Here is a 24,170-nt window from a genome sequence, read left to right as displayed (position 1 = left end):
AGATTATGCACAATTTAACCATTAAACAAATGAGCGAAAAGTTACACTCTGGTGAGATTACCAGCGTGCAGTTAACGCAACACTACCTTGATCGCATCTCACAATATGATGCTGATTTAAACGCGTTTGTCACCGTGACCCCCGAGCTAGCAATCTCTATGGCAGAAGCCGCGGATCAGAAACTTGCCGCGGGGGATGCTGAATTACTCACCGGTATTCCGGTGGCACATAAAGATATCTTCTGTACCGATGGCGTTAAAACATCTTGCGGTTCTAAGATGTTGGATAATTTTATCGCACCCTATGATGCACACGTAGTGACCTTAATGAATAAAATAGGCATGCCTATCTTGGGTAAAACCAATATGGATGAGTTCGCGATGGGCTCTTCTTCAGAGAGTAGTTATTATGGCCCAACCAAAAATCCTTGGGATCATAAAGCCGTTCCCGGCGGTTCTTCAGGAGGGTCAGCCGCTGTGATTGCTGCAGGGCTTGCCCCTTTAGCGACTGGAACGGATACGGGTGGTTCGGTTCGTCAGCCGGCGTCTTTTTGTGGCATAACGGGCATTAAACCAACGTACGGTGCCGTTTCTCGTTTTGGAATTATCGCCTATGCTTCTAGTTTTGATCAAGCTGGTCCAATGACTCGTTCAGCGGAAGATTCAGCCTGGATGCTCAACGCAATGGCAGGATTCGATGAACGTGACTCGACCAGTCTTAATCGTGAAAAAACCGACTATACGGCCGAATTAGGTCAATCCCTTAAGGGCCTAAAAGTTGGTGTGCCTGCTGAGTATTTTGGGGCAGGCTTAGATCCTGAAGTGGAAGTGGTTATTAAAACGGCAATCTCGGAAGTCGAAAAGCTCGGCGGAGAAGTGGTAGAAGTGCACTTACCGAATAAAGATTTAGCCGTGCCAGCCTATTATGTCTTAGCACCAGCAGAAGCATCGGCGAACTTATCTCGCTATGACGGTGTCCGTTTTGGTTATCGTTGCGATCAGCCTACAGGTTTAGAAGACCTTTATAAACGTTCGCGTTCAGAAGGATTTGGTGAAGAAGTTAAGCGTAGAATTATGGTGGGAGCTTACGCCTTGTCAGCCGGTTATTACGATGCTTACTATCTGAAGGCGCAAAAATTACGCCGTATGGTGCGTGATGACTTTACGAAAGCCTTTGAAAGCTGTGACGTCATTATGGGGCCTGTCGCGCCAACGTCCGCTTTTAATATTGGTGAGAAGTCAGACGATCAAGTCAGTATGTATTTAGCTGATTTGTATACCATACCTGTCAACTTAGCAGGACTGCCTGCTTTATCCGTACCGGCCGGTTTTGCAAATAATCGCCCAGTAGGATTGCATATTGTGGGGCCCTATTTCAGTGAAGCTAAATTGCTGAATATTGGTCATCAGTTTCAACAAGTCACTGATTGGCATAAACACATGCCAGCACAGTATCAATAATTCAGTAGGAGTCCAATCATGAGTTGGGAAGTAGTCATTGGTTTAGAGATTCACGCTCAGTTAACCACCAAATCAAAAATATTTTCAGGGGCTTCCACCGAATATGGTGCCGCTCCTAACAGCCAGGCCTGCCCAATTGATGCGGGTATGCCAGGTATGCTGCCGGTGTTAAATCATGCGGTATTAGGCAAGTCGATTATGCTCGGCTTGGCGTTAGACGCTGAACTAGGAATGCGTTCTGTCTTTGACCGTAAAAACTATTTTTATCCGGACTCGCCTAAGGGCTATCAAACCACGCAAATGGATTTTCCTATCGTGGGTCAAGGTAAATTAGAGATTGAACTGGAAGATGGCACTAAAAAAGTCATTGGTGTTACACGAGCGCATTTGGAAGAAGATGCCGGTAAATCCGTGCATGGTATTGTCCCAGGTCAAACCGGAATCGATTTGAACCGTTCAGGCACCGCATTACTCGAAATCGTTTCAGATCCGGATATGTCTTCCGCGAAAGAAGCGGTAGCGTATGCCAAGAAAATGCATGAGTTAGTCCAGTATTTAGGAATTTGTGACGGCAATATGCAAGAAGGTTCTTTCCGTGTTGATTCCAATGTTTCAGTTCGACGCCCAGGCGAGCCTTTAGGCACACGTGCCGAGTTAAAGAATATTAACTCTTTCAAGTTCATTGAAAAAGCGATCGAAATAGAGATTGAACGTCAGATTGAAGTAATTGAAAGTGGCGGAAAAGTCGTTCAAGAAACTCGTTTATACGACTCTGAAAAAGACATTACCCGGTCAATGCGTACCAAAGAAGAAGCCAACGACTATCGATATTTTCCATGCCCTGATCTACTGCCGGTGATCATCACCGAAGCGGACGTTGAAGCGGTAAGAGTCGTAATGCCAGAATTGCCTGATGCCAAACGTGCCCGTTTTGTTTCTGATTTTAATTTAAGTGATTATGATGCAGCTGTTTTGACAGGCTCGCGCGCGATGGCCGAGTTTTTTGAAAAAGTGGTGGCTTTGACCGATGCAAAAGATCCTAAAATGTGTGCCAACTGGGCAACCTCTGGTTTCTCAGCGGCATTGAATCGCGATGGATTATCGATTGAAAACGCGCCAGTCTCTGCTGACATGTTAGCCGGTATGATCAGTCGTATTATCGATAACAGCATTTCCGGTAAAATCGCCAAGCAAGTGTTTGATGCCATGTGGCAAGGCGAAGGCTCTGCGGACGAGATTATCGAAAGCAAAGGTCTGAAACAGATTACCGATACTGGCGCGATTGAAGCTTTGGTTGATGACGTATTGGCCAATAATCCAGATCAAGTCGAAGCCTACAAAGGTGGACAAGAGAAGATGATGGGCTATTTTGTCGGCCAGATCATGAAAGCGTCAGGCGGTCAAGCCAACCCTGGACAGGTGAATAAGTTATTGACGGCCAAGTTAAAGGCTTGATCTAGAGTCCGACGTAGGCTTACTGCTCATCTATGTATAAGCCTATTGGATTGTTTAACAAACTGTTTTTAAACAAAAATAAAACTAACCAGGCCTGGTCAGTTCTGTTTTTCATCTAAAAATAGTAAAAAATGTCATAAATAAGACTTGAAAGGTTATAAAAAAACCTTATATTGGTCATATAAATTACTTCTAACTCAAGTAATGAAACTTTTAAATTTAAAAACTGAATTTTGAACGCTGGATAAGGAGTCTTCAATGAAACGTATTGGTTTATTTTTACTGACAAACATCGCGGTCATCGCGGTGGCTATGTTGGCGATGAATATTTTAGGTGTAGGCAACTACATGGAAGGCACCAGTCTTAACCTAAATAACTTATTCATGTTCGCTTTGATCTTCGGTTTTGCAGGCTCATTCATCTCTTTAGCGATGTCTAAGTTTATTGCGAAAATGTCGACGGGTGCTAAAGTCATTGAGGTTGCACGCAATTCAGACGAGCAGTGGTTATTAGATACCGTTGCCCGTCATGCGGCTAAAGCGGGCATTAAAACCCCTGAAGTGGCTATCTATGATTCCCCGCAACCAAACGCTTTTGCAACCGGTATGACTAAGAACAAATCCCTGGTTGCAGTTTCTACCGGTCTGATGCGCAGTATGCGTCAGAACGAAGTAGACGCAGTACTAGGACATGAAGTCGCTCACATTGCCAATGGCGACATGGTGACTATGGCGTTGTTACAAGGTGTATTAAACACGTTCGTTATCTTCTTCGCCAAGATTGTCGCTTATGTTGTGGATCGTGTTGTGCTTAAAAATGAAGAGTCTGGCCATAGCTGGACATTCATTATTGTTGATATCGTGGCACAAATTTTCTTCGGTATCTTGGCCAGCACAATCGCTATGTGGTTCTCACGTAAGCGTGAGTTCCATGCCGATAACGGCGGTGCGTACCTAGCCGGTAAAGAGAATATGATTGCCGCATTACGTCGTCTACAGACTATGCAACCCGGTGAACTGCCTGATCAGCTTGCTGCCTTTGGTATCTCTTCTGGGGGGAGTAAGTTCGGTAAGTTGTTTATGTCGCATCCACCGCTTGAAGAGCGTATTGCCGCATTAGAAGCAACACCGCAAACGGCGTTGAAAGTGGCGTAATTAATGACGTCCTAAAGCTCTTAATAAAAAGCCCCGCTTGGTTTCACTAAGCGGGGCTTTTTTGTAAGTGCTTTTACGTTACTATTAAAGCAAGTTATTTAAGGTCAATGTTTTATGGATATTATTAATAATGTGATTGTTTGGACAAATACAAACTCAGGTTTTTTGGGACTGTTAATTTTTATTATAACTATTATAGTTGGTTGGATTAGTGGTGTTTTTAGAGCATTAATAAGAAAGCCGAAACTAAAAATTGAAATATTAAAGGGACCAACATTTTGTGCATCATATGATACTCATAGACAGTTTAATGATGTTGGTACCCATAGGACTGCAATATCTTTGTATTTGTCGGTTAAAAATATTGGTTCAGCACCAACGAGTATAGAAGGTATTCATGTTGGTTATAAATCTAAGGCTTATAAAAATCCCTTTAGGTGGTTTTGGTTAAAGCATTTAATTATTTCAAAGTCCGATTTTGTAACGCCTTTAGGAGAAGACTTTAAAGTCTACCCTTTTTTGATGTAGCGAAATCAGTTGACTAATAATAGTGTTGATACTTATTTACGTGAGGGGCAAGGTTGCAACGGAATAGTATATTTCGAACAAGATGAATCATGGGGAAGTATGTACCCAAAAACAACAAACAATATAGCTCGTATTAAAGTGGTTATATATGATTCATACGGTGGAAGGCATTCAATCAAAGATAGAATTCACAAGGTTACTATTGAGGCGGCAAAAAAAGTTTGTGAAACTTTTGGAGAAACAAGAGAATCGGTGCTTAACAGCGATAGAAGTTAATTTTTAATAGAATATATACTGTTTTAAATTTTACATTGAGAAGCCTTTTTAATATTTATAGACCGTTCATTTTATTTAAGTGAACTGACGATGGCTTACAAAAGGGGAGGTTTCTACGTGAACTCAGTTGTTTTCATTGCTATGGCTATAGCGCTTTCAGATTTGACCAGGCCTGGTTAAATGGTGTGGCTGAGATGGTTTGTGGTGTGATTAATGGATGCGCGTGAGTGCGAAAGCTTATTGAACAAAAGATAACTGTTTTAGGCGTGATAGAAAGAAAAGGCGCAAAGAAAGTGCGCCTTTTTTAGGAGGGGATTAGAAGTCAGACCACTCTGCAGTTTCAGCCGCGACCGGTACTGATTTTTTTTCAATCGCTTGGGTAGGTCTGGTTTTTTCAAGCTTGGGTGATTGAATTGGTGGGGTGGTTTGATTCAATTTAGGGCGTGGTAAGACGTTTGGCACTGTCTCTGAATTGAAGCTTGGAATGTTTTCCTGGCTCATACGGAATTTGCTGACAATGTTTAATAATTGCTCAGATTGATGTTTCATGGCTTCTGCGGATGCCGCTGTCTCTTCAACCATTGCCGCATTTTGCTGTGTGGTTGAGTCAAGGTCGCCTATAGACGTATTAACCTGACTGACCCCTTCTTCTTGTTCTTGAGAGGCTTTTCCTATCTGTATCATCATTTGATGAACTTGCTGGATTGATGTGGTTATTTCTTGGAGCGTTTGTCCTGAATGGCTAGCAAGTTCAGAGCCTTTCTGGACGCGTTGCGTACTTTCTTCAATCAGAACTTTGATGTCTTTGGCAGCATCCGCTGCTTTCTGTGCAAGGGAGCGAACTTCTCCGGCAACGACTGCAAAACCTCGACCATGCTCACCTGCTCTTGCGGCTTCAACAGCTGCATTCAAGGCGAGTAGGTTTGTCTGAAAGGCGATTGAATCGATTAAGCTCACAATGTCATGGATACGTTGGCTTGATTCTTCAATAGTGCTCATGGCTGCAATGGTGTCTTGCATGACGGAACTGCCTTCGGTGGCTTGTTCCTGTACTTTTTTAGACAGTTGTGTGACATCTTGGGCATTTTTATTATTATTTTGCACAGAAGCGTTTATCTCTTCCATGGTAGCTGAAGTTTCTTCAAGTGCTGCGGCTTGTCTTTGTACGCGTTCATTTAAATCCAATGACCCTTGTTCAACCTGTTGGACCTCACTATAAACCGTATTGGCGACCTCTTTAATGTTACTGATTAAGCTCGAAAGTTGGGTGATCGTGTCATTGATGGTGGATTTTAGGTTGACCAAATTTCCTTCGTATTCACCTTCCACACGTCGAGTTAAATCCCCTTCAGAGATTGCGCTCAATACATCAGCACACTCATCGATTGCAGTCGCAAGGGATTTTGTTAGATCATTGTTGCTCACGTCCATCGCATACTTGACGACTTTATACGGATTGCCTTCACCATCTAAAATGGCATTATAGGCCGCTTCTAACCAAATCACGTTGCCATTTTTATCAAGACGCTTGAAGGTCCCGTTGATATATTCACCTTGGCGTAATTTATTCCAAAAGTTTTTATATTCTGAACTGTTTTTAACCTCTTCACTCACGAAAGTACTATGAGGTTGCCCGATAATTTCGGATGCGCTGTAACTAACCGTGTTTGTGAAGTTGTCATTGGCGCTCAGAATAATGCCTTGCATGTCAAATTCAATCACTGCTAATGCACGATTTATGGCAACAAACTGGTTCTCTAAGTCGATGTTTCGTTTGGTTGGTATGGTGAGATCGGTTGCGAATTTTATCACCTTAACGACTTGGCCATCTTCATCTAAAATAGGGTTGTAGGAAGCTTGTAACCAAATATGGTCACCTTGTTTAGAGTTTCGTAGATACAAGCCTTGCTGAAACTCACCTCGAGCCAATGCCTGCCAAAACTCTCGGTATTCAGGGGTATTGACATCTTTTGCTGTCACAAACATCTGGTGGTGTTGACCTTGTATTTCAGACAGTTTATATCCAATGGTCTGAAGAAATAGATCATTCGCGGTAATGATTTTTCCAGTTTTATCAAACTCAATGGTTGCCATAGAGCGGTTTATGGCGTCTACAATCGCATCAGATTGTTGCTTTTCATGTGTAATTTTAGATATTTTATTAATGTATTTTGTACAAAACATAAAGTCTTCCTAGTATTATTTTCAAGCAAATTTAGTATAAATTTTTTTAGTATTTTTTTAATATATTTAAATGTAGAGTCAATAAAATAGGGTTAAAGCTTGGATAGTGGTTAAACAAAACGACGTTGACCTTCTGCCTGAATGCGTTTAATCATATGATATAAACCGGTAGAGCGGTTAGGTGATAACTGCTGTAATAAACCAATTTCACCTAAAAATTCTAACGGCGTCGTAGCGACTTCCTGTGGGGTGCGACCATGATAAATTCTCAGCAATAATGCAATCAGCCCCGACACGATTGCCGCATCACTTTTGGCTTGCATAAACAGATGTCCATCTTTCTCTTCAATATGAATCCATACCTGAGACTGGCAGCCGTGAATACGATTTTCTTCCGTCTGAAAATCTTCATCGAGCATTTGCAGCTGCTTACCCATATCAATGAGGTATTTGTACCGATCTTTAGGGTTGGCAAAATGGGTGAAACGTTTGACTAAATCCGCTTTGGTTTCATCTATGGTTTTGGTTGGCAGGGTGTAGTCCACAAAACGTTCCTATTAGTTTATTTTTAATATTTTTTAATGCGTACAGTGTACCAAAACGTAGGTAAATTAAAATCTTATAAAAATAGGGGGATTTACTGTCGTGTGATTTTATCTGAGGTGGTAGCTAACGGGAATGGTTATACGCCACTCTTTGCGGGTAATTTCCGCTGGAAAGGAGTGAAATTGATTGTGCATTTTGCTTTGAAAAATACTGGTAGCTGCATCATCTAATATGGATCTACCGGATGATTTTTGAATACTTACCCCCAGGATTTTGCCAGATGGAAGCAAGGTGAATGAAACGGTGACAACGCCTTCCCAGCGACGGCGTTTGGCGCGTCTTGGGTAGGTGTCTTGCGCATGCAATAAGATTTCACTCCTCAGTGCGTTTAGATACGTTTGTTCGGCATTCGCTTGTTGTTGCCTGTTCACCTCGTTATTTACGTGTGGTTCAACAACTTTTGCCTCAGTATTGGTTGTTTGAGTCGCTGCTGAGTTGGGTTTGGCCGCTAAGGTTGGTCTCGGCTTGGTAACGAGTTCTTTAGCGGGCGTTACCTTCGACTTTGACGGCTTCGGCGATTTTAGCTTGATGACTTTGGTATGACTAACATTAGGTTTTGGGGTGACTGGTTCAGCTGACGGAGCCGTTTTTTTCAAAACTGGTTTTGCCGTGATAGGCTTGGGTTTCGATACAGGTTTAGATTCAGTGATTGGCTGTATGCTGGGTTTCACAACAGGCTTCTCAATGACCTCGGTTTCAACGGCGGGTGGCATAACGATCGTTTGAATAGTCGGCTTCGCAGATTGGAACATGTTTAAGGTAAGCGGAAGCGTACTCGGTTTTACAGGCTGTGGGTTGGGTTCTTTTATGTCTAAAGAGAACAGCCAATAACCCACTAACAGAACAGAAGCATATATAAATACAGTCATAATAAATGAGACGTTAGTAGTCGATTTCATACTGCATATTCTATTTTTTTACGGGCTTGGATTGAGTCAGAATAGTCAAGTTATTGAGTTGGTGCGCTTTTAAGGCATCAATGAGACCAACAAAGGTCCCGAATTCTGCTTTTTTGTCTACTTGGATGATGATGGTTTGCTCTTTGGTTAAGGTTGTTAGGAATTGTTCTGTAAATTGCAGAGTTTGCAGTTGTTCATCCAAAAAGAGCTGATTGTCTTTATCAATATCAAAATGGATGGGGGTTTGATCTTCAGACGGCACATAACTTTGTGTGCTGGTCGTTTGAGGCAGTTCAATTTTTAAATTATCTTTCACAATAAAACTGGCCGTGGTTAACACGATGGCCAATAGAACCAAGATAACATCGATTAATGGGATGACATTAATGGCATCAAAACGGGGCATTTCTCGATGATTCATAAAGGTCTCAATTTACAGCGGGTTTATTTAGAGTGCTTGAGGGGTGTTGTGCTCGGTAGAGCGCATTGAAAACATCGACTTTTCGCATCAAACCGTTGTAAGCCATAATGCACGGGATGGCAAGGGCGATGCCCGCCGCAGTCGCTTTAAGGGCTAAAGCTAAACCGAGCATAATTGAACCCGTATCAATGCTCTGTTGCTGGCCTAGGTCGTAAAAAGTAATTAAAATGCCACCGACTGTTCCGAGCAAACCAACATAAGGGGCATTCGCACCGATACTTGAGAGGGTCGTCAGATGTCTCGTCATCTCAATATGCAGGTAAGCGCCATGTTCAAATTCTTTAATTTTCAAAGCGCGAAAGAAAAGGACTCTTTCAATAGTAATCCATAAGGCAATAAAGCCCATTAGGCCTAAAAGACCAAATATGCCGAGATCAAGATAGGCTTTTAAAAATTCCATTCTGTTTATCCATTTGAGTGTCGAGGTGCGAATTTTACAGGGACTGTCTGGCTGAATATTTTAATCTTTTTATCAGCGTTTTATAATGAAATGTATGACTGAATACTGTCTTTTTATGATTCTCAGTGAGAAAAGGCATGTTAAAACCATGGGTTTAATGGAATGTTATTGTCATGGTGTGAGACAGTTTCTTCGTAAAAGTAGGAGTGTTCGTGAATCGTCAAAGGTGATAAAATCTAAAGAATTTCAATTAAATGTTAATTATCGATAGGAAGAGTCAATGAAACGTCGTGATTTGTTAAAGTCAGCTTTAAGTTTTTCAGTCGGTCTGGTGGGAATGTCAGCCATCAAACCATTATACGCCAGTGATGACCTAATGGTTCGTGCTGAGCCGATGTATGATGTTACACCCACTAAAGTGACGGACCGTTCTTACTATATTTTGGCTAAGGATGCTGGACCAAGCCCGGAAAACCATGCTTTCTTTAACAACCCTGGGTTCATTGTTACCAGCGAAGGGGTCATTGTGGTTGATACCGGCAGTTCGGTGCAAATCGGTGAAATGGTGCTCCGCCAAATCAAAAAAATAACGGATAAGCCTGTTGTGAAAGTCATTAATACCCATTATCACGGGGATCACTTCTTGGGTAATCATGCTTTTGTTGAGGCTTATCCTGATGTTGAAATCTATGCGCATCCAACGTGTATTGCGAATATTAAAAAAGATAATGGTGCCTTCTGGTATAACTTTATGCAGCGTAACTCTGATAACGCAATTTCAGGTACGATTGTGACGTTACCGACTAAAACCTTTGTCGGTGGTGAGACATTTACGCTTGGCGATACAACGATTAAGATTCACCAGTTTGGTAAAGCGCATACCGAGTCTGATTTGATTGTTCAGGTGGTGGAAGACAAATTGGCTTACATAGGCGATACGGCGATGCGTCGGGTCGCTAACATGGCTGATGGTTCTTTTGCCGGCACTATCCATACCATGAAAGAAGTCAAAGCCTTGGGGTGTGATCATTATCTGTTAGGGCATGGTCCGCACGATGATGCGGCCATTTGTAATGATATGCAGACCTTCTGTGAAATCATCTATGGTGATGCGGCTAAGTACTATGATGAGGGCCTATCTGATTTTGAAATGAAGCCAAAGATTTTAGCAAATCCATTTATGAAGGAGGTCGCGAGTAATTGGCCAGGGTATGATTCGACCATTGGTAACTATATTGGAATTGCTGCAGCTGAAGTAGAAAGCAATCTGTTTTAATGTGACCTAAGCAAAACAGTTTTCAATAAAAAAGCCGAGAGAATCTCAATTCTCTCGGCTTTTTTATTGAGGTTTTAAAAATGACCAGGCCTGGTAGCGTGCTTTTTTTGGTGCTTAAGCGATAAAATCCAGTATCGCATCGAGTCCGCGATGATTAAGGCATGTCATCGCTTGTTGTTGTACTGCAGGTTTGGCGTGGTAAGCAACACTTAAACCGGCCGCATGCATCATGAGTAAGTCATTGGCACCATCACCGACTGCAATGACTTGGTTTGGTTGTATCTCCAATTGTTCACACAACTCGTGTAAAAAATCGGCTTTGGCCTGGGCGCCAATAATGCCACCAATCACTTCGCCTGTTAATTTACCCTGTGCTTCGCCTAATAAATTAGCGCGACTGAAATCCAGTTTTAGCTGCGTATGTAACCGTTCGGTAAAGAAGGTGAAACCGCCTGAGACCAATGCGAACTTAATACCCGATTTATGCAGCCCTTTAATCCACGTTTTGGCTCCTGGGTTCAAGGTTAAGCGCTCATCAAACACCTGTTGCAATGCACTCGTATCCAGTCCAGTCAAGAGGGCGACACGTTTAACAAGCGAAGCTTCAAAATCCAATTCGCCACGCATCGCTGCTTCAGTGATTGCCGAGACTTCAGGTTTTACATTAATAAAATCGGCAATTTCATCGACACATTCAATTGAAATAAGAGTAGAGTCCATATCACTTATGACCAACTTAATTTCTTTGGCGTTAAAGTCTTCAGGTAAGACATTCACGTCAGCTTGGATGCTTTCAGCTAGTTGGCTGATCGTTTCATTAGAAGGTCTGTTTTTCACATGAATTCGATAGTGGTTATCAATTTTGAAGGGTTTGCCAAAAGTACGCTCAATGACTTTACTCTGTTCAAAATTCAGTACGTTGCTATGAATAAGGATCGTTGTCATGGAAATTCCTGTAAAAATGGGTCATTTAAAAGTGTTTTAAATGCACTAAGGTTGAATGGGAACTATTTTAGTCTTTGCTAGAATATCCTGCAAAAGTTGTTTTTTGGGCGTAAATAAACCAATCCAACCGATGGGGAATAGCAAAGTTGCTAAGGTAAACCTAAGGTTGCTATTGTGTCGGGTTAATAAAAAGCCATCTTCGCGTTGAAGTTGAAGTTTCCAAGTGCGTAAGCCCGGTGTCTGGCCATTTTGCATCCAAAAATAGGTTAGGTATATGTAGGTGATGGCAATCAAATATATTTGAAACGCCAAAAGCATTAAGGGATTTTGTGCAAAACGTTCGCCTTGCCATATTAGGAAGGGGATCGTGGCAACAAACCAGAGTGCGCACAATAATAGCAAATCATAAAAAAAAGCAAAAATTATTTTTAATCCATTCATGAGGTCTTGAGCTTATAATTAATTAGTGAATTGGTTAAGAAAGTATTGTACACGCTCCCTTGTGGAACTTGATGAATTGTTATCTGCGAGTAAGTGATTAAGAGTGTACTTAAACAGAAGGTGAAGAATGAATTTGTTCGCAGATACCCTTACACTGTCTTTTATTGTGGCCGGCTGGTTGTTGTTTTTGTTCTGCCTTTTTTGGGCGTTTAAGACAGCACCATGGCATAAAATTGAGACGGATAAAAGTGCGCAACATGTCTTATTGGCTGTGGCAGCCATAATCTTTTTCGTCTGGCAGGTTTCAGCCAGCTTGGGGGGTGGTCTGACATTTCATTTCTTATTAATGACCATTTTCACATTAATGTTTTCACCGCAATTTGCCATGCTTGGGATGTCCTTGATATTAGTAGGGATCACTTTTAGAGAGGATTTAGGGTGGCTCTCATTCGGGTTAAATGGCGTAGTGATGGGGGTGTTGCCGATTATGATTACTGCGCTGATGCTAGAAATTTCAAACCGATTTTTAGAAAAAAACTTTTTTGTCTATCTGTTATTTAATACATTTTTAGCCGCTGCAATTGGGGTAGTGACTTCGCTTTTGGTCGGGGCTTGGGTATTATGGATATCAGAGGCGTATAGCTTGGAAGTATTAAAACAAAGTTATCTGCCATTTATTCCATTAATCGCCGTGCCTGAAGGGGTTTTGAATAGTCTGGTTATGCTGGTCGTGATTTTGCTGAAACCGCAATGGGTGAGTAGTTTTCAAGATCAAACTGAGATTAAAAAGCGTTAGTAAGTCGAGCTCCAATGAAAGTTGAATGTCATATCAGCACTTGATTTAAAGACATAAAAAAACCGGCCTAAGCCGGTCTTTTTAATAAAAGAAAATTGGATTATTTTTCCCAACCCGCTTTTAGTCCATTTGCGGAGTCACGTTGAGCAACTTCTGCTTTTGCCGTTTTTAAAGCTTGTTTAGCCGCTTTAAGAGCGCCTTCATCATCGCCTTTGGCTTTTGCTTCTTCAGCTTTAGCTAAGTAAGTGTCTACATAGCCCTTTTTCATTTTCTTTTGCTTCCAAGTGTAACCTGATTTTGCGGCATCAGCATGAGTTGCTGTGGCTGCTGCTACAATGTCCTCATAAGAATCAGCTTTGGCTTCATTGCCAGCACAGCCAGCAAGAGATACAGTTGCTACCAGTGCAGCAGTCATTAATAATTTTTTCATTAGTCATCCTCCAAATTAAACTAAAACGCGCTTTTATATTTTTATTCGCCAAACCATTGTAATGGCTATTGACAGATAGTGAAAGCTAATTACGAACAGTTTTTTACTGTTTTCGCCTAGAAGACTACGTTATTAAGTTTACCCCAGTCGTGTCAATCTTTATAATAGACGGCATTAGATAGAAAACACGTTGTTTTTTTAAGGATTTACTGCGATTGTGCTATATAACTTGTTGAATTTTAAGGTTATAAGGTTTTGCCTGTAGTATCTGTAAATAACCTAGAAAAATAATTGATCGACCCATAAAGAATTATAGAAGGTAGAAAAAATGAGAATATTGCAAGATGCATTAACGTTTGATGACGTTTTATTGGTTCCGGCGCACTCAACTGTGTTACCAAAAGATGTTTGTTTAAAAACAAAATTAACCCGTAATATTTCGTTAAATATCCCTTTTCTATCTGCAGCAATGGATACGGTCACTGAAGCACGTTTAGCGATTTCGATGGCTCAAGAAGGCGGAATTGGAATTGTACATAAAAATATGACGGTTGAAGAACAAGCCGATGTGGTCAGTAAGGTTAAAAAATACGAACATGGTGTTATTTTAGATCCAGTGACTGTGCAAGTTACGGATACGGTTGCAGAAGTCGTTTCAGTGACTAAAAAGAATCGTATTTCAAGCGCACCTGTTATGGATGGCGATGCACTGGTTGGCATCGTAACCACTCGTGATATTCGTTTTGTAACGGATTTAACGCAGTCCGTCGCAAAAATCATGACGCCAAAAAACAAGTTAGTCACGGTCAAAGAAAAAGAAAAGCGTGAAGTGGTTCTGGACCTATTGCACGCGCACCGTATTGAACGTGTTTTAGTGGTCAATGATGCTTTTGAATTAAAAGGGATGATTACCGTTTCGGATATGATGAAGTCCTCCGATCATCCACATGCATGTAAAGATGACAGCGGTAGTTTGCGCGTCGGTGCTGCGGTAGGAACGGGAGCCGAAACCGCAGATCGAGTGGAAGCACTCGTTGCGGCTGGCGTGGATGTTATTATCGTTGATACGGCACATGGTCACTCTCAAGGGGTATTGGATCGTGTCGCTTGGGTTAAGCAGAACTATCCTCAAGTAGATGTGATCGGCGGCAATATCGCCACTGCTGAAGCTGCTTTGGATATGGTTAAAGCGGGTGTAGATGGGGTTAAAGTTGGAATTGGACCGGGTTCAATCTGCACCACACGTATTGTTGCGGGTGTGGGCGTACCCCAAATTTCTGCGATTTCAAATGTGGCTAAAGCTCTGCAAGGAACGGGCGTGCCTGTGATCGCTGATGGCGGACTGCGTTTTTCAGGCGATGTAGCCAAAGCCTTGGTTGCTGGAGCGGCATCGTGCATGATTGGTAGCATGTTTGCGGGAACAGAAGAGTCTCCTGGCGAAATCGAATATCTACAAGGGCGTGCTTACAAGTCGTATCGAGGTATGGGTTCTTTGGGTGCAATGGCACAACCTTCTGGTTCAAGTGATCGTTATTTTCAAGCCAGTAATGCAGAAGACAAGCTCGTGCCAGAGGGTGTTGAGGCACGTGTCGCGTATAAAGGGCCTTTAGCACCGATTATTCACCAATTATGTGGCGGGATTCGTTCGAGTATGGGGTATACCGGTTGTAAGGACATCCCAACAATGAACTCTAAGCCTTCCTTTGTAAGAGTAACTTCGGCTGGTATGGCTGAAAGCCATGTGCATGATGTAACCATTACCAAGGAAGCCCCAAACTATAGAATGTAATGGTTAAATTAGCTTTCTTTATCAATCTTTAAATCAATAAGGCTTTTGTGGTCAACCTACAAAAGCTTTTTGTCTTTATAAACTTTTCAAATTGGGAAAAACTATGACTCAAGCAAACATTCATGATCATCGAATTCTTATTTTAGACTTTGGCTCTCAGTATACGCAGTTAATTGCGCGCCGCATTCGTGAAATTGGCGTCTATTGTGAAGTAGAACCTTGGGATATCGATGCCAAAGATGTTGAAGCGTTTGGAGCACGAGGCATTATTCTTTCAGGGGGGCCTGAAACGGTGACAGGTGAAGATTCTCCGGTCGCGCCGGACATTGTCTTTCAGCTAGGCGTGCCTGTTTTGGGTATCTGCTACGGCATGCAAACTATGGCCGAGCAGTTAGGTGGCAAAGTCATTAGCTCGACAGAACATGAATATGGATATGCTCAAGTACGTGCACACGGTCATACTAAGCTGTTAGGTGAGATTGAAGATGAAGTGACGCCAGAAGGGTATGGCATGTTAGACGTGTGGATGTCTCACGGAGATCGTGTGGAGTCGATGCCAGATGGTTTCAAATTGATGGCCAGCACTCCGAGTTGCCCAATTGCCGGCATGGCGAATGAAGACAAAAACTTTTATGGTATTCAATTCCATCCTGAAGTGACGCATACAAAGCAAGGCTTACGAATGCTTGAGCGTTTTGTTATCACCTTGTGTGGTTGTCAAAAGTTGTGGACCACTGAAAACATCATTGAAGACAGTGTCAAAAAAGTACGTGAGTTAGTCGGTTCAGACCAAGTTATGTTAGGTCTTTCAGGAGGGGTTGACTCTTCCGTCGTAGCGGCTTTACTGCATAAAGCGATTGGCGACCAGTTGACGTGTGTGTTTGTCGATCACGGCTTGTTGCGTTATAAAGAAGGTGATCAAGTGATGGCCATGTTTGCTGAAAATATGGGGCTTAGAGTCATTCGTGCGGATGTTGAAGAACGTTTTATGGCGGCTTTAGCGGGTGAAACGGATCCAGAGAAAAAGCGCAAAATCATAGGCCATGAATTTATTGAGGTATTTGATGCTGAATCCACTAAGTTACAGGGTGTAAAATGGTTGGCGCAAGGCACTATTTATCCAGATGTGATTGAATCCGCAGGTTCTAAAACGGGCAAAGCCAAAGTCATTAAATCTCACCACAATGTGGGTGGTCTGCCTGACGATATGGACATGTCGTTAATTGAACCGTTGCGTGAGCTATTCAAAGATGAGGTACGTAAGTTAGGGGTTGCTTTAGGTTTGCCGTATAACATGGTCTATCGTCATCCATTTCCTGGACCTGGTTTGGGCGTGCGCATCTTGGGGGAGGTTAAAAAAGAGTATGCTGATATTTTACGTTTGGCGGATAATATCTATATTGAAGAGTTGGTTAAGTGGGAGTTATACGATAAGACATCACAAGCCTTCACTGTCTTCTTGCCAGTTAAATCCGTTGGCGTGGTCGGGGATGCAAGACGTTATGATTATGTGGTGGCTCTGCGTGCCGTCGAAACCATCGACTTTATGACCGCTCGTTGGGCCCATTTGCCCTATGAGTTTTTGGAACATGTGTCCGGACGTATTATTAATGAAATCCCACGTATTTCACGGGTAGTCTACGATATTTCAAGTAAGCCACCCGCGACGATTGAGTGGGAATAGGTTAAGTAATAAATTAAATTTCTAAATTGAAGGGCTTTCTTTTTGAAGGCCTTTTTTATTTTTATTAAGCGTTTTAAATGCCCCCTATTTTAGAGAAGGATTATGCCAAAAGAAACTCTGAAAACGGATCAACTCTGTCCCGTCGGGCTTTCACAGGAAGAGCAAGACTTATTTTGGATGCAATATGCTTATCGACTGGCAGAGAAGGCTGAATCCCAAGGAGAAATACCGGTGGGTGCCGTCATTGTTTTGGGCGGAGATTGGGTAGCAGAAGGTTGGAATCAGTCGATTCAAAATCATGATCCTACGGCGCATGCCGAAATGATTGCATTAAAGAGTGCAGGTCAAGCAGTCGAAAACTATCGTTTAATAGACTGTACCTTATATGTCACTTTGGAGCCTTGTCCAATGTGTGCCTCTGCGATGGTTCATGCTAGGGTCGCACGTGTCGTTTATGCGGCCCCTGATTTGAAAACTGGTGCCGCAGGTTCTGTCTTTAATCTGGTCGCAAATGAAAATTTAAATCACAAACTCGAAATTGTTGCAGGTGTTTTACAAGCAGAGTGCAGTGCCCAATTAAGTCATTTTTTCAGAATGCGTAGAGCATTTAATAAGGAAATTAAGCGACAGTTAAAGGCTCGCTTGATCAATTCGTAATTTTATAGAGGTTGCCTAAACAAAAATGATGCAATTGAACCTTGCCAGTTGTAGGAAACAATGCGAGTATAAGGGACATAAAAAGTGCTGAATCATACATCTTGTGTGTTTCCTCCTCGAAAATACACTATTAATTTAGGATGAAAGTTAGCCAATATGCAAAAAAGTGTTGATCCTGCAGAAGGGATAACAACCATTAAAATTTTACCGGGTGAGTTTTACGTCACTCACAACAATGAGCGAATTGAGACCGTTTTAGGTTCCTGCATCTCTGCTTGTGTCAGAGACCCTATTGCAGGGATAGGTGGAATGAACCATTTTATGTTGCCGGTTGATAAAAATTCAACTCGGCCAACGGAACTGTCGGATGCAAATCGATATGGTAACTATGCCATGGAAAATTTGGTCAATGCCATACTCTCTTCCGGCGGTAAAAGAGAGCGTTTGGAATTTAAGCTTTTTGGTGGTGGTCGCATCATGAGTTCGATGACAAATATTGGTTGGTACAATATTGGCTTCGCATTTGATTACATCTACACAGAAGGCTTTAAAATAGTCTCACAAGACATTGGTGATATTTATCCACGAAAGGTGTTGTATTACCCCTTGAGTGGTCGAGTACGAGTTAGGCGGTTGAATGCAATGCATAATCAGTCGCTGGCTGATCAAGAAAGTCGCTATATTACAAATATTGAATCTAAGCCTGTTGAAGGCGATGCAGAACTTTTCTAAGGAATAAACGCTATGGATATGATGGAAACTTTTCGCTTAACTTACCTCGAAGAGAGCTTTGAAGGTTTGGATGTCATGGAGACAGGCTTGTTGGATTTGCCTACTGGCGTGCCTGATAATGAGAAAATTAATGAAATTTTCCGTGCTGCACACTCAATTAAAGGTGGCAGTGGCACATTTGGATTCAGTGAAATTGCAGGCTTTACTCATGTTCTAGAAACCTTGTTAGATGAGATGCGTGACGGTCGAAGAGAGGTGACCCAAGAATCTATTGATGCAATGTTAGCGGCCGTGGATGTCTTGAGAGACATGCTCTCTAAGCTGCAGAATCATGATCCTATTGATGATGAGCGAGCCAGTTCTGTTCAACAAATATTGGAAGCCATATTGGGTGGAGAGTCCGCAGATGCAGACCTTGAAATACCCTTGGTTGACTCGGCTGAGGCGAGTGGTGGTGAATGGCAAATTCAAATCGTGCCAGAAAAAGAGTTATTACAGACTGGAAACGAGCCGATTCGTATTTTTCGAGAACTTGAAACGCTCGGAAAGCTTTCTGTTAAAACGGATGTCAGTGCTTTACCTGAATTAGCACTGTTTGATGCCGAATCATTGTACCTTAAGTGGGACTTGATACTCACTGGTGATTCCGTTAATGAAGAGGATATTAAAGAGGTCTTTGAGTGGATTGACGGTGACGGAGCTGAAATCACGATAATAGCACCAACCTCTGTAGATATTTCCGTGCCTCCGGTTGCTGAAATTACCCCTGTTCCTCAAGCTAAAGAGCCTGTTGCTACCGTCTCTGCAGCACCTGCAACGGTTAAGAAAGACGAAAAGCCGGCAGCAAAAGCACCTAAGCAAGAAGGTTCGATTCGCGTAGATTTAAGCAAAATTGATCAAATGGTTAACTTGGTTGGCGAACTCGTTATTACCCAATCAATGTTAAGCCAATTTGGCGAGTACGCCGAAGAAGCAAACGGTGGAAAAGGCTCTGATGAAGGTAATGACTGGGTTGAAAAATTAAAAGAAGGCTTAATGCATTTAGAGCGCCATACGCGAGAGCTTCAAGAAAGTGTGATGAATATCCGTATGCTACCGGTCAGTTTTGCTTTTAACCGATTACCTCGAATTGTGCATGATGTGAGTCAAAAACTCGGTAAGCAAATTGATTTGGTCATGGAAGGCGAAGGCACGGAACTTGATAAAACCATGCTGGAACAGTTGACTGATCCACTCGTACATATTGTACGTAACTCGATTGATCATGGTATTGAACAGCCCGAAGTAAGAATTGCAGCAGGCAAGCCTGAGATAGGCACGGTTAAAATGGCGGCTTTCCACCAAGGTGGAAGCATTCTGATTCAAATTACCGATGATGGTGCCGGCATTAACCCTGATAGAATTGAAGCGAAAGCTATTGAAAAAGGGGTGATTGAAGCTGATCATAACTTAACCCGGGATGAAATCGTCGATCTGATCTTCCATGCTGGTTTCTCAACGGCTGACGTCGTGAGTGATATCTCCGGTCGTGGTGTAGGTATGGATGTGGTGCGTCGTAATATTAAAGGGCTCGGAGGCTCTGTAGATGTTAAAACCACTGTCGGCGAAGGGAGTGTCTTTACAATTACACTACCCTTAACGCTCGCCATCTTAGACGGTCAATTATGTTCTGTTGGCAGCCAGACGTTTGTTTTCCCATTAGTTTCTATTATTGAATCAATTCAAGTCGATAAATCTTTAATTAAAGGCATCGCAGGAGAGACGGAGTTATACAAATTACGCGATAGCTATATTCCTGTTATTCGTTTGCATAAAAAGTTAGGTGTGTATGATGCCAAAGAAGATCTGGCAGACGGTTTGCTGGTTGTGATTGAATCTGGTGGGCAGCGTGCAGGCGTGTTTGTTGACGATTTACTTGGTCAACAGCAAGTGGTTATTAAAAGTTTAGAAAGCAACTTTATGAAAATTGATGGCATTGCGGGCGCGACTATTTTAGGGGATGGTACCGTCTCACTTATTTTGGATGTCATGGAAACCGTTACCAGCCATAAAGGCGGCAGTGCGAAATTACATGCTGCATAGCATCCAAACAGTTTGTTTTAATGATTATGTTTTTATTTTTTAGAGGTCAGTATGACAGGCGAAGAGTTTTCACTTGGTTCAAAAGAAGTTCAACAAACGATATTAATTTTAAATTTATCTGTGGCTCAAATAGATCTATCGATAACAGAGGGGGATAACTCGGTCAATACGTTAATTGATTCATTTACGTATATGTCACGGCACATTGAAAAGATTCAGGCATTTAGTCTGAAGATCGCCGCTTTGGCTGGAGAGTCAGCGCAGTCATTGCAAACGGAATTACAAAGTGAAGCAAGTGAACTTGAATCTAAAATGAATCAATCCATTATCGCCTTTCAATTTTATGATAAGTTGAGTCAGCGTCTAGAGCATGTCTCTCATGGAATATCAGGTCTTGCAGAGATTGTTTCTCATGAGATGCGAGTCAAAGATGCCGCTGAGTGGAAAGCGTTTAAAACCAGCGTTCGTCAAGGTACAACCATGCGGGAAGAAGAAGAGTTGTTTGAACTCGTTTTTGATCAGCATACCCCTGTAGAAGAAGCGATTTCTATTATGAAACAGAGAATGAAGCAAAGAATGCATGAAGGTGAAGTCTTAGAGGATGAAGATGAGCTCTTTTAAAGTTTGATTGTTTTTACACAGTCTTGTTTTAAAACCCGTTTAAAGCGGGTTTTTTTATGCATTAAATTTACCCATAGAGCGCTATATCATTATTTTGCAAAGAGTTTATTCGGTCATAAAATAATTCATGTTTCATTAATTAGTAAAATTTATGACAATAGAGCAAGCCGAAGAATTGGTCATCAACTTCTTAAATAAAAAGGTAATGTATGCAACTTAAGTCTTTCAATCTGAAACTCATTCAATCTTCGTTATTGAGTGCATCCCTTTTAACCGTGCCGATGGCATCTATGGCAGCAGAGTACATGCCCTTCATGCAAGGTACTACTCAAGTAGGTGCTTCTTTACAGAGTGCCATAGAAAGTACTCAAACATCCTTAAAAGCAAATGGTTTTGATATTGTTGGCAGTTATTCACCAAGTTCTAATACTCAGGTGATTGTCGTGACGAATTCTGCACTGAAATCCATGGCTGGACTGTCTGAAAATGGTGGCTTTGGTGCAATGGAGCGTATTGCCGTGGTTCAAAAGGGGACAGATGTTGACATTAGTTATACTAACCCTGGATACATGTGGAATGTCTATCGGATGAAAGGTGATATCCAACCTATCCAGTCTTCTATGAAGACCGCTTTGGGCGCACAACAAGAGTACGGTGCCGATGAGCCTATTAGTGATAAAGAGTTGCGTGAATATCACTATAAAATGATGATGCCTTATTTTGACGATGAAGATGAATTGGCAGAGTTTGATTCGTATGAATCTGCACTGAAATCCGTTGAGGCGGGTTTAACAGCGCATATGGCAGATTCTTCTAAAGTGTATCGCATAGATATTCCGGGCAAAAAAATGAGTGTTTTTGGCGTCGCTTTAAAGTATAAAGAAGCCTCTGATCAATTTATCAGTGAAGCGATTGATAAAAAGGGAATGACCCACGCAGCCCATTTCCCATATGAAATTTTAGTGGTGGATGGCGAGGTCATGGCCTTAAATGGTAAATTCCGTATCGCAGTTAACTGGCCACATCTTTCTATGATGGGGGAGGGTAGTTTTATGAGTATTGCAGGTGCACCTGATAATATTACAGAAGCTTTAAAAGCCGTCGCGAATAATAAAAAAATTGAAGTAGAATCCGATTTCTAATCCTTTTTATAAATACTGAATGGTAGGTCTACAAAAAGCACAGAATATTCTGTGCTTTTTTTGTTTAAAAGCCTTGAATAACAACTTTTTTAACCCTATGAAATGGGCACATCTATCCATTCAATAACCTAACTTGGAGATTTATCAATGAGTACAACCGAAACTCACGCGTTTCAGACGGAAGTGAATCAACTTCTAAAATTAATGATTCATGCGTTATATTCAAACAAAGAAATATTTTTACGTGAGCTTGTTTCCAATGCTTCCGATGCTTTGGATAAATTACGTTTTGAAGCGGTCTCAAATGATGCTTTAACCGAAGGGGAAGAAGAACTTTTTATTCAGGTCGAATTTGATAAAGAGAGCGGTACACTGACCATTTCGGATAATGGTATTGGTATGACCCGTGACGAAGTCATTGCAAACATCGGAACCATTGCCAATTCTGGAACTAAAAAATTCTTGGAAAACATGACCGGTGATCAAGCGAAAGACTCTCACCTGATTGGTCAATTCGGAGTGGGTTTCTACTCATCTTTCATTGTGGCTGATGAGGTGGTCTTAACGACCCGTAAAGCTGGCACACCCGTGATTGAAGCGACTAAATGGATCTCCCAAGGTGAAGGTGAATTTACCTTAGAAACCGTTGAAAAGGCGACTAAAGGTACAGAAATTGTTCTCCACCTTAAAAAAGATATGAGCGAGTTTCTAGAAGAAGCGCGTTTAAAGAACATCATCACCACTTACTCTGACCATATTAGTTTCCCAATTAAAATGGCGGGTTCAGAGTGGGATGAAGAGGCCAAAGCACAAAAGCCGACCGGTACATTTGAGCAGGTCAATAAAGCAACGGCTTTGTGGACCCAGTCTAAATCAGACCTAAGTGAAGAAGATTACACCAACTTCTACCAAACAATCACTCATGATTTTGGTGAGCCGCTAGCGCATATCCATAATAAAGTTGAAGGTACATTGGAATATACATCATTATTGTATATTCCTAAAAAAGCACCGTTTGATCTATATGAACGTGATCGTCGTTATGGCTTAAAATTGTATGTTAAGCGTGTTTTTATTATGGATGACGCTGAACAATTAATGCCGACCTACTTACGTTTTGTACGTGGGGTCATTGATTCTGCGGACTTACCGTTGAATGTCTCGCGCGAAATCTTACAGAGCAATAAAGTGGTTGATAAGATTCGTGGGGCTTCGGTTAAACGCATTTTGACTGAGTTAAGCAAGCTGTCTTCGGCTGAAGACCAAGCCGATTACAACACCTTCTGGGACGAGTTTGGCCAAGTCATGAAAGAAGGTTTGGTTGAAGATTTTGCCAATAAAGATAAGATTGCTCAGTTAATGCGTTTTGCCTCTACATATGATGAAAGCACTACCGAACAACGTGTTTCATTCGCGCAATATGTTGATCGAATGCAGCCAGATCAAGAAGCGATTTACTATATTGTGGCCGATACTCATGCTGCGGCGAAAGGTAGCCCGCACCTGGAGATGTTCCGTAAAAAAGGCATCGAAGTCTTGTTGTTGTCAGATCGTATTGATGAGTGGTTAGTCTCCCACTTGACGGACTTTGAAGGTAAATCGCTTAAATCGATTACTTCTGCAGATCTAAAAGAGTTTGCAGATGAAGCTGAAAAAGATCTGTCTGAAGATGAGAAGAAAACGCGCGACGCTTTAACGGATAAAGTGAAAGCGGTCATTGAGGATGTTGTTTCGGATGTTCGCATGACCAGTCGTCTCACGGATTCACCCGCCTGTGTGGTGAGTGCCGAAGGTGATATGTCAGCCCATATGGTACGCATGATGGAACAGATGGGGCAAGCAATGCCTAAGCAGAAGCCTGTTTTGGAATTGAATCCAGATCATGCTTTAGTTAAAAAGTTAGAATCAATTAAAGATGACGCTAAGCTTAAAGAGTGGTCTCTGTTCTTGTTAGAGCAAGCCCAACTAGCAGAAGGGGATTCTTTAGAAAACCCAGCAGCCTTCATTAAACGTATGAACGCTTTACTCAGTGAAGTGATTTAATTCGTTGATAAAATTGATGATTTAATTTAGCGATTAAATCATTTTTTTTCTAAAACCCTAAATGACCAGGCCTGGTCATTTAGGGTTT

The 24,170-nt window shown here is 41.8% G+C and carries 23 protein-coding genes; 15 read left to right on the top strand and 8 right to left on the bottom strand.

Annotation, left to right across the window (positions count from 1 at the left end; all coding sequences use genetic code 11):
* Nucleotides 1-5: 5 nt before the first annotated feature.
* From gatA to F612_RS13215, 5 genes are all read left to right on the top strand, one after another.
* Nucleotides 6-1,460: an Asp-tRNA(Asn)/Glu-tRNA(Gln) amidotransferase subunit GatA gene (gene gatA / locus F612_RS0105815; RefSeq protein WP_019556816.1), complete on the top strand. Its 1,455-nt coding sequence runs from the start codon at nt 6-8 to the stop codon at nt 1,458-1,460.
* An 18-nt stretch (nt 1,461-1,478) separates the two neighbouring features.
* Nucleotides 1,479-2,915: an Asp-tRNA(Asn)/Glu-tRNA(Gln) amidotransferase subunit GatB gene (gatB, locus tag F612_RS0105810; RefSeq protein WP_019556815.1), complete on the top strand. Its 1,437-nt coding sequence runs from the start codon at nt 1,479-1,481 to the stop codon at nt 2,913-2,915.
* Nucleotides 2,916-3,173: 258 nt separating this feature from the next.
* Nucleotides 3,174-4,070 (top strand): protease HtpX, encoded by an 897-nt coding sequence (htpX, locus tag F612_RS0105805; RefSeq protein ID WP_019556814.1) that lies wholly within the window; start codon nt 3,174-3,176, stop codon nt 4,068-4,070.
* A gap of 114 nt (nt 4,071-4,184) precedes the next feature.
* Nucleotides 4,185-4,598, top strand: a complete 414-nt coding sequence (locus tag F612_RS12935; protein WP_019556813.1) for a hypothetical protein — start codon at nt 4,185-4,187, stop codon at nt 4,596-4,598.
* 9 nt (nt 4,599-4,607) lie between these two features.
* Nucleotides 4,608-4,874 (top strand): hypothetical protein, encoded by a 267-nt coding sequence (locus tag F612_RS13215; RefSeq protein WP_157760464.1) that lies wholly within the window; start codon nt 4,608-4,610, stop codon nt 4,872-4,874.
* 315 nt (nt 4,875-5,189) lie between these two features.
* On the opposite strand, the gene F612_RS12275 is transcribed toward F612_RS13215, so the two are convergent.
* The 5 genes from F612_RS12275 to exbB form a co-directional block, all read right to left on the bottom strand.
* On the bottom strand, nt 5,190-7,058 hold the full coding sequence (locus F612_RS12275; protein WP_019556811.1) for a methyl-accepting chemotaxis protein: 1,869 nt from the start codon (nt 7,056-7,058) through the stop codon (nt 5,190-5,192).
* A 110-nt stretch (nt 7,059-7,168) separates the two neighbouring features.
* A complete protein-coding gene (locus tag F612_RS0105790; protein ID WP_019556810.1) occupies nt 7,169-7,603 on the bottom strand; it encodes a SufE family protein in 435 nt (144 codons plus the stop codon).
* Nucleotides 7,604-7,711: 108 nt separating this feature from the next.
* A complete protein-coding gene (locus F612_RS12930; RefSeq protein ID WP_019556809.1) occupies nt 7,712-8,563 on the bottom strand; it encodes an energy transducer TonB in 852 nt (283 codons plus the stop codon).
* A 10-nt stretch (nt 8,564-8,573) separates the two neighbouring features.
* Complete coding sequence (locus F612_RS0105780) at nt 8,574-8,984, bottom strand: ExbD/TolR family protein (protein WP_019556808.1); 411 nt, start codon at nt 8,982-8,984, stop codon at nt 8,574-8,576.
* A gap of 7 nt (nt 8,985-8,991) precedes the next feature.
* Nucleotides 8,992-9,444, bottom strand: coding sequence for a TonB-system energizer ExbB (gene exbB / locus F612_RS12265; protein WP_019556807.1), 453 nt, complete (start codon nt 9,442-9,444; stop codon nt 8,992-8,994).
* 280 nt (nt 9,445-9,724) lie between these two features.
* On the opposite strand from exbB, the gene F612_RS0105770 reads away from it, so the two are divergent.
* Complete coding sequence (locus tag F612_RS0105770; protein WP_019556806.1) at nt 9,725-10,720, top strand: MBL fold metallo-hydrolase; 996 nt, start codon at nt 9,725-9,727, stop codon at nt 10,718-10,720.
* Between the two features lie 114 nt (nt 10,721-10,834).
* On the opposite strand, the gene serB is transcribed toward F612_RS0105770, so the two are convergent.
* Both serB and F612_RS0105760 read right to left on the bottom strand, forming a co-directional pair.
* Nucleotides 10,835-11,665, bottom strand: a complete 831-nt coding sequence (serB, locus tag F612_RS0105765) for a phosphoserine phosphatase SerB (RefSeq protein ID WP_019556805.1) — start codon at nt 11,663-11,665, stop codon at nt 10,835-10,837.
* Between the two features lie 45 nt (nt 11,666-11,710).
* Nucleotides 11,711-12,106 carry an RDD family protein gene (locus tag F612_RS0105760; protein WP_019556804.1) on the bottom strand — a complete coding sequence of 132 codons (396 nt, stop codon included), beginning with the start codon at nt 12,104-12,106 and terminating at the stop codon, nt 11,711-11,713.
* Between the two features lie 127 nt (nt 12,107-12,233).
* Here F612_RS0105760 and F612_RS0105755 point away from each other — a divergent pair, with 127 nt between their 5' ends.
* A complete protein-coding gene (locus F612_RS0105755; protein ID WP_019556803.1) occupies nt 12,234-12,902 on the top strand; it encodes an energy-coupling factor ABC transporter permease in 669 nt (222 codons plus the stop codon).
* A gap of 100 nt (nt 12,903-13,002) precedes the next feature.
* Here the strand turns inward: F612_RS0105755 and F612_RS0105750 are convergent, their stop codons facing one another.
* Complete coding sequence (locus tag F612_RS0105750) at nt 13,003-13,332, bottom strand: hypothetical protein (RefSeq protein ID WP_019556802.1); 330 nt, start codon at nt 13,330-13,332, stop codon at nt 13,003-13,005.
* A gap of 328 nt (nt 13,333-13,660) precedes the next feature.
* Between F612_RS0105750 and guaB the strand changes: the two genes are divergently transcribed.
* From guaB to htpG, 8 genes are all read left to right on the top strand, one after another.
* Nucleotides 13,661-15,121 carry an IMP dehydrogenase gene (gene guaB / locus F612_RS0105745; RefSeq protein WP_019556801.1) on the top strand — a complete coding sequence of 487 codons (1,461 nt, stop codon included), beginning with the start codon at nt 13,661-13,663 and terminating at the stop codon, nt 15,119-15,121.
* Nucleotides 15,122-15,224: 103 nt separating this feature from the next.
* Nucleotides 15,225-16,805, top strand: a complete 1,581-nt coding sequence (guaA, locus tag F612_RS0105740) for a glutamine-hydrolyzing GMP synthase (RefSeq protein ID WP_019556800.1) — start codon at nt 15,225-15,227, stop codon at nt 16,803-16,805.
* A gap of 102 nt (nt 16,806-16,907) precedes the next feature.
* Nucleotides 16,908-17,462, top strand: a complete 555-nt coding sequence (gene tadA / locus F612_RS0105735; RefSeq protein WP_019556799.1) for a tRNA adenosine(34) deaminase TadA — start codon at nt 16,908-16,910, stop codon at nt 17,460-17,462.
* 156 nt (nt 17,463-17,618) lie between these two features.
* Nucleotides 17,619-18,194, top strand: a complete 576-nt coding sequence (gene cheD / locus F612_RS0105730; protein ID WP_019556798.1) for a chemoreceptor glutamine deamidase CheD — start codon at nt 17,619-17,621, stop codon at nt 18,192-18,194.
* A gap of 12 nt (nt 18,195-18,206) precedes the next feature.
* The gene (locus tag F612_RS0105725; protein WP_019556797.1) at nt 18,207-20,276 is read left to right on the top strand and encodes a chemotaxis protein CheA; all 2,070 of its coding nucleotides are present in this window, start codon (nt 18,207-18,209) and stop codon (nt 20,274-20,276) included.
* A 51-nt stretch (nt 20,277-20,327) separates the two neighbouring features.
* Nucleotides 20,328-20,897, top strand: coding sequence for a hypothetical protein (locus F612_RS0105720; protein WP_019556796.1), 570 nt, complete (start codon nt 20,328-20,330; stop codon nt 20,895-20,897).
* 209 nt (nt 20,898-21,106) lie between these two features.
* Nucleotides 21,107-22,039: a hypothetical protein gene (locus F612_RS0105715; protein ID WP_019556795.1), complete on the top strand. Its 933-nt coding sequence runs from the start codon at nt 21,107-21,109 to the stop codon at nt 22,037-22,039.
* A gap of 147 nt (nt 22,040-22,186) precedes the next feature.
* Nucleotides 22,187-24,082 (top strand): molecular chaperone HtpG, encoded by a 1,896-nt coding sequence (gene htpG, locus F612_RS0105710; RefSeq protein WP_019556794.1) that lies wholly within the window; start codon nt 22,187-22,189, stop codon nt 24,080-24,082.
* Nucleotides 24,083-24,170 lie beyond the last annotated feature (88 nt).

The organism is Thiomicrorhabdus arctica DSM 13458, assembly GCF_000381085.1.
Classification (GTDB): domain Bacteria; phylum Pseudomonadota; class Gammaproteobacteria; order Thiomicrospirales; family Thiomicrospiraceae; genus Thiomicrorhabdus; species Thiomicrorhabdus arctica.
The sequence above is the reverse complement of the archived record's forward strand: the minus strand, read 5'-3'. Positions and strand labels throughout refer to the sequence as shown.

What these genes read in the sequence shown, in the direction of transcription:
- gatA (WP_019556816.1), top strand. Translation starts at nt 6, where the DNA reads ATGCACAATTTAACCATTAAACAAATGAGCGAAAAGTTACACTCTGGT.
- gatB (WP_019556815.1), top strand. Translation starts at nt 1,479, where the DNA reads ATGAGTTGGGAAGTAGTCATTGGTTTAGAGATTCACGCTCAGTTAACC.
- htpX (WP_019556814.1), top strand. Translation starts at nt 3,174, where the DNA reads ATGAAACGTATTGGTTTATTTTTACTGACAAACATCGCGGTCATCGCG.
- F612_RS12935 (WP_019556813.1), top strand. Translation starts at nt 4,185, where the DNA reads ATGGATATTATTAATAATGTGATTGTTTGGACAAATACAAACTCAGGT.
- F612_RS12275 (WP_019556811.1), bottom strand. Translation starts at nt 7,058, where the DNA reads ATGTTTTGTACAAAATACATTAATAAAATATCTAAAATTACACATGAA.
- F612_RS12930 (WP_019556809.1), bottom strand. Translation starts at nt 8,563, where the DNA reads ATGAAATCGACTACTAACGTCTCATTTATTATGACTGTATTTATATAT.
- F612_RS0105780 (WP_019556808.1), bottom strand. Translation starts at nt 8,984, where the DNA reads ATGAATCATCGAGAAATGCCCCGTTTTGATGCCATTAATGTCATCCCA.
- exbB (WP_019556807.1), bottom strand. Translation starts at nt 9,444, where the DNA reads ATGGAATTTTTAAAAGCCTATCTTGATCTCGGCATATTTGGTCTTTTA.
- F612_RS0105770 (WP_019556806.1), top strand. Translation starts at nt 9,725, where the DNA reads ATGAAACGTCGTGATTTGTTAAAGTCAGCTTTAAGTTTTTCAGTCGGT.
- serB (WP_019556805.1), bottom strand. Translation starts at nt 11,665, where the DNA reads ATGACAACGATCCTTATTCATAGCAACGTACTGAATTTTGAACAGAGT.
- F612_RS0105760 (WP_019556804.1), bottom strand. Translation starts at nt 12,106, where the DNA reads ATGAATGGATTAAAAATAATTTTTGCTTTTTTTTATGATTTGCTATTA.
- F612_RS0105755 (WP_019556803.1), top strand. Translation starts at nt 12,234, where the DNA reads ATGAATTTGTTCGCAGATACCCTTACACTGTCTTTTATTGTGGCCGGC.
- F612_RS0105750 (WP_019556802.1), bottom strand. Translation starts at nt 13,332, where the DNA reads ATGAAAAAATTATTAATGACTGCTGCACTGGTAGCAACTGTATCTCTT.
- guaB (WP_019556801.1), top strand. Translation starts at nt 13,661, where the DNA reads ATGAGAATATTGCAAGATGCATTAACGTTTGATGACGTTTTATTGGTT.
- guaA (WP_019556800.1), top strand. Translation starts at nt 15,225, where the DNA reads ATGACTCAAGCAAACATTCATGATCATCGAATTCTTATTTTAGACTTT.
- tadA (WP_019556799.1), top strand. Translation starts at nt 16,908, where the DNA reads ATGCCAAAAGAAACTCTGAAAACGGATCAACTCTGTCCCGTCGGGCTT.
- cheD (WP_019556798.1), top strand. Translation starts at nt 17,619, where the DNA reads ATGCAAAAAAGTGTTGATCCTGCAGAAGGGATAACAACCATTAAAATT.
- F612_RS0105725 (WP_019556797.1), top strand. Translation starts at nt 18,207, where the DNA reads ATGGATATGATGGAAACTTTTCGCTTAACTTACCTCGAAGAGAGCTTT.
- F612_RS0105720 (WP_019556796.1), top strand. Translation starts at nt 20,328, where the DNA reads ATGACAGGCGAAGAGTTTTCACTTGGTTCAAAAGAAGTTCAACAAACG.
- F612_RS0105715 (WP_019556795.1), top strand. Translation starts at nt 21,107, where the DNA reads ATGCAACTTAAGTCTTTCAATCTGAAACTCATTCAATCTTCGTTATTG.
- htpG (WP_019556794.1), top strand. Translation starts at nt 22,187, where the DNA reads ATGAGTACAACCGAAACTCACGCGTTTCAGACGGAAGTGAATCAACTT.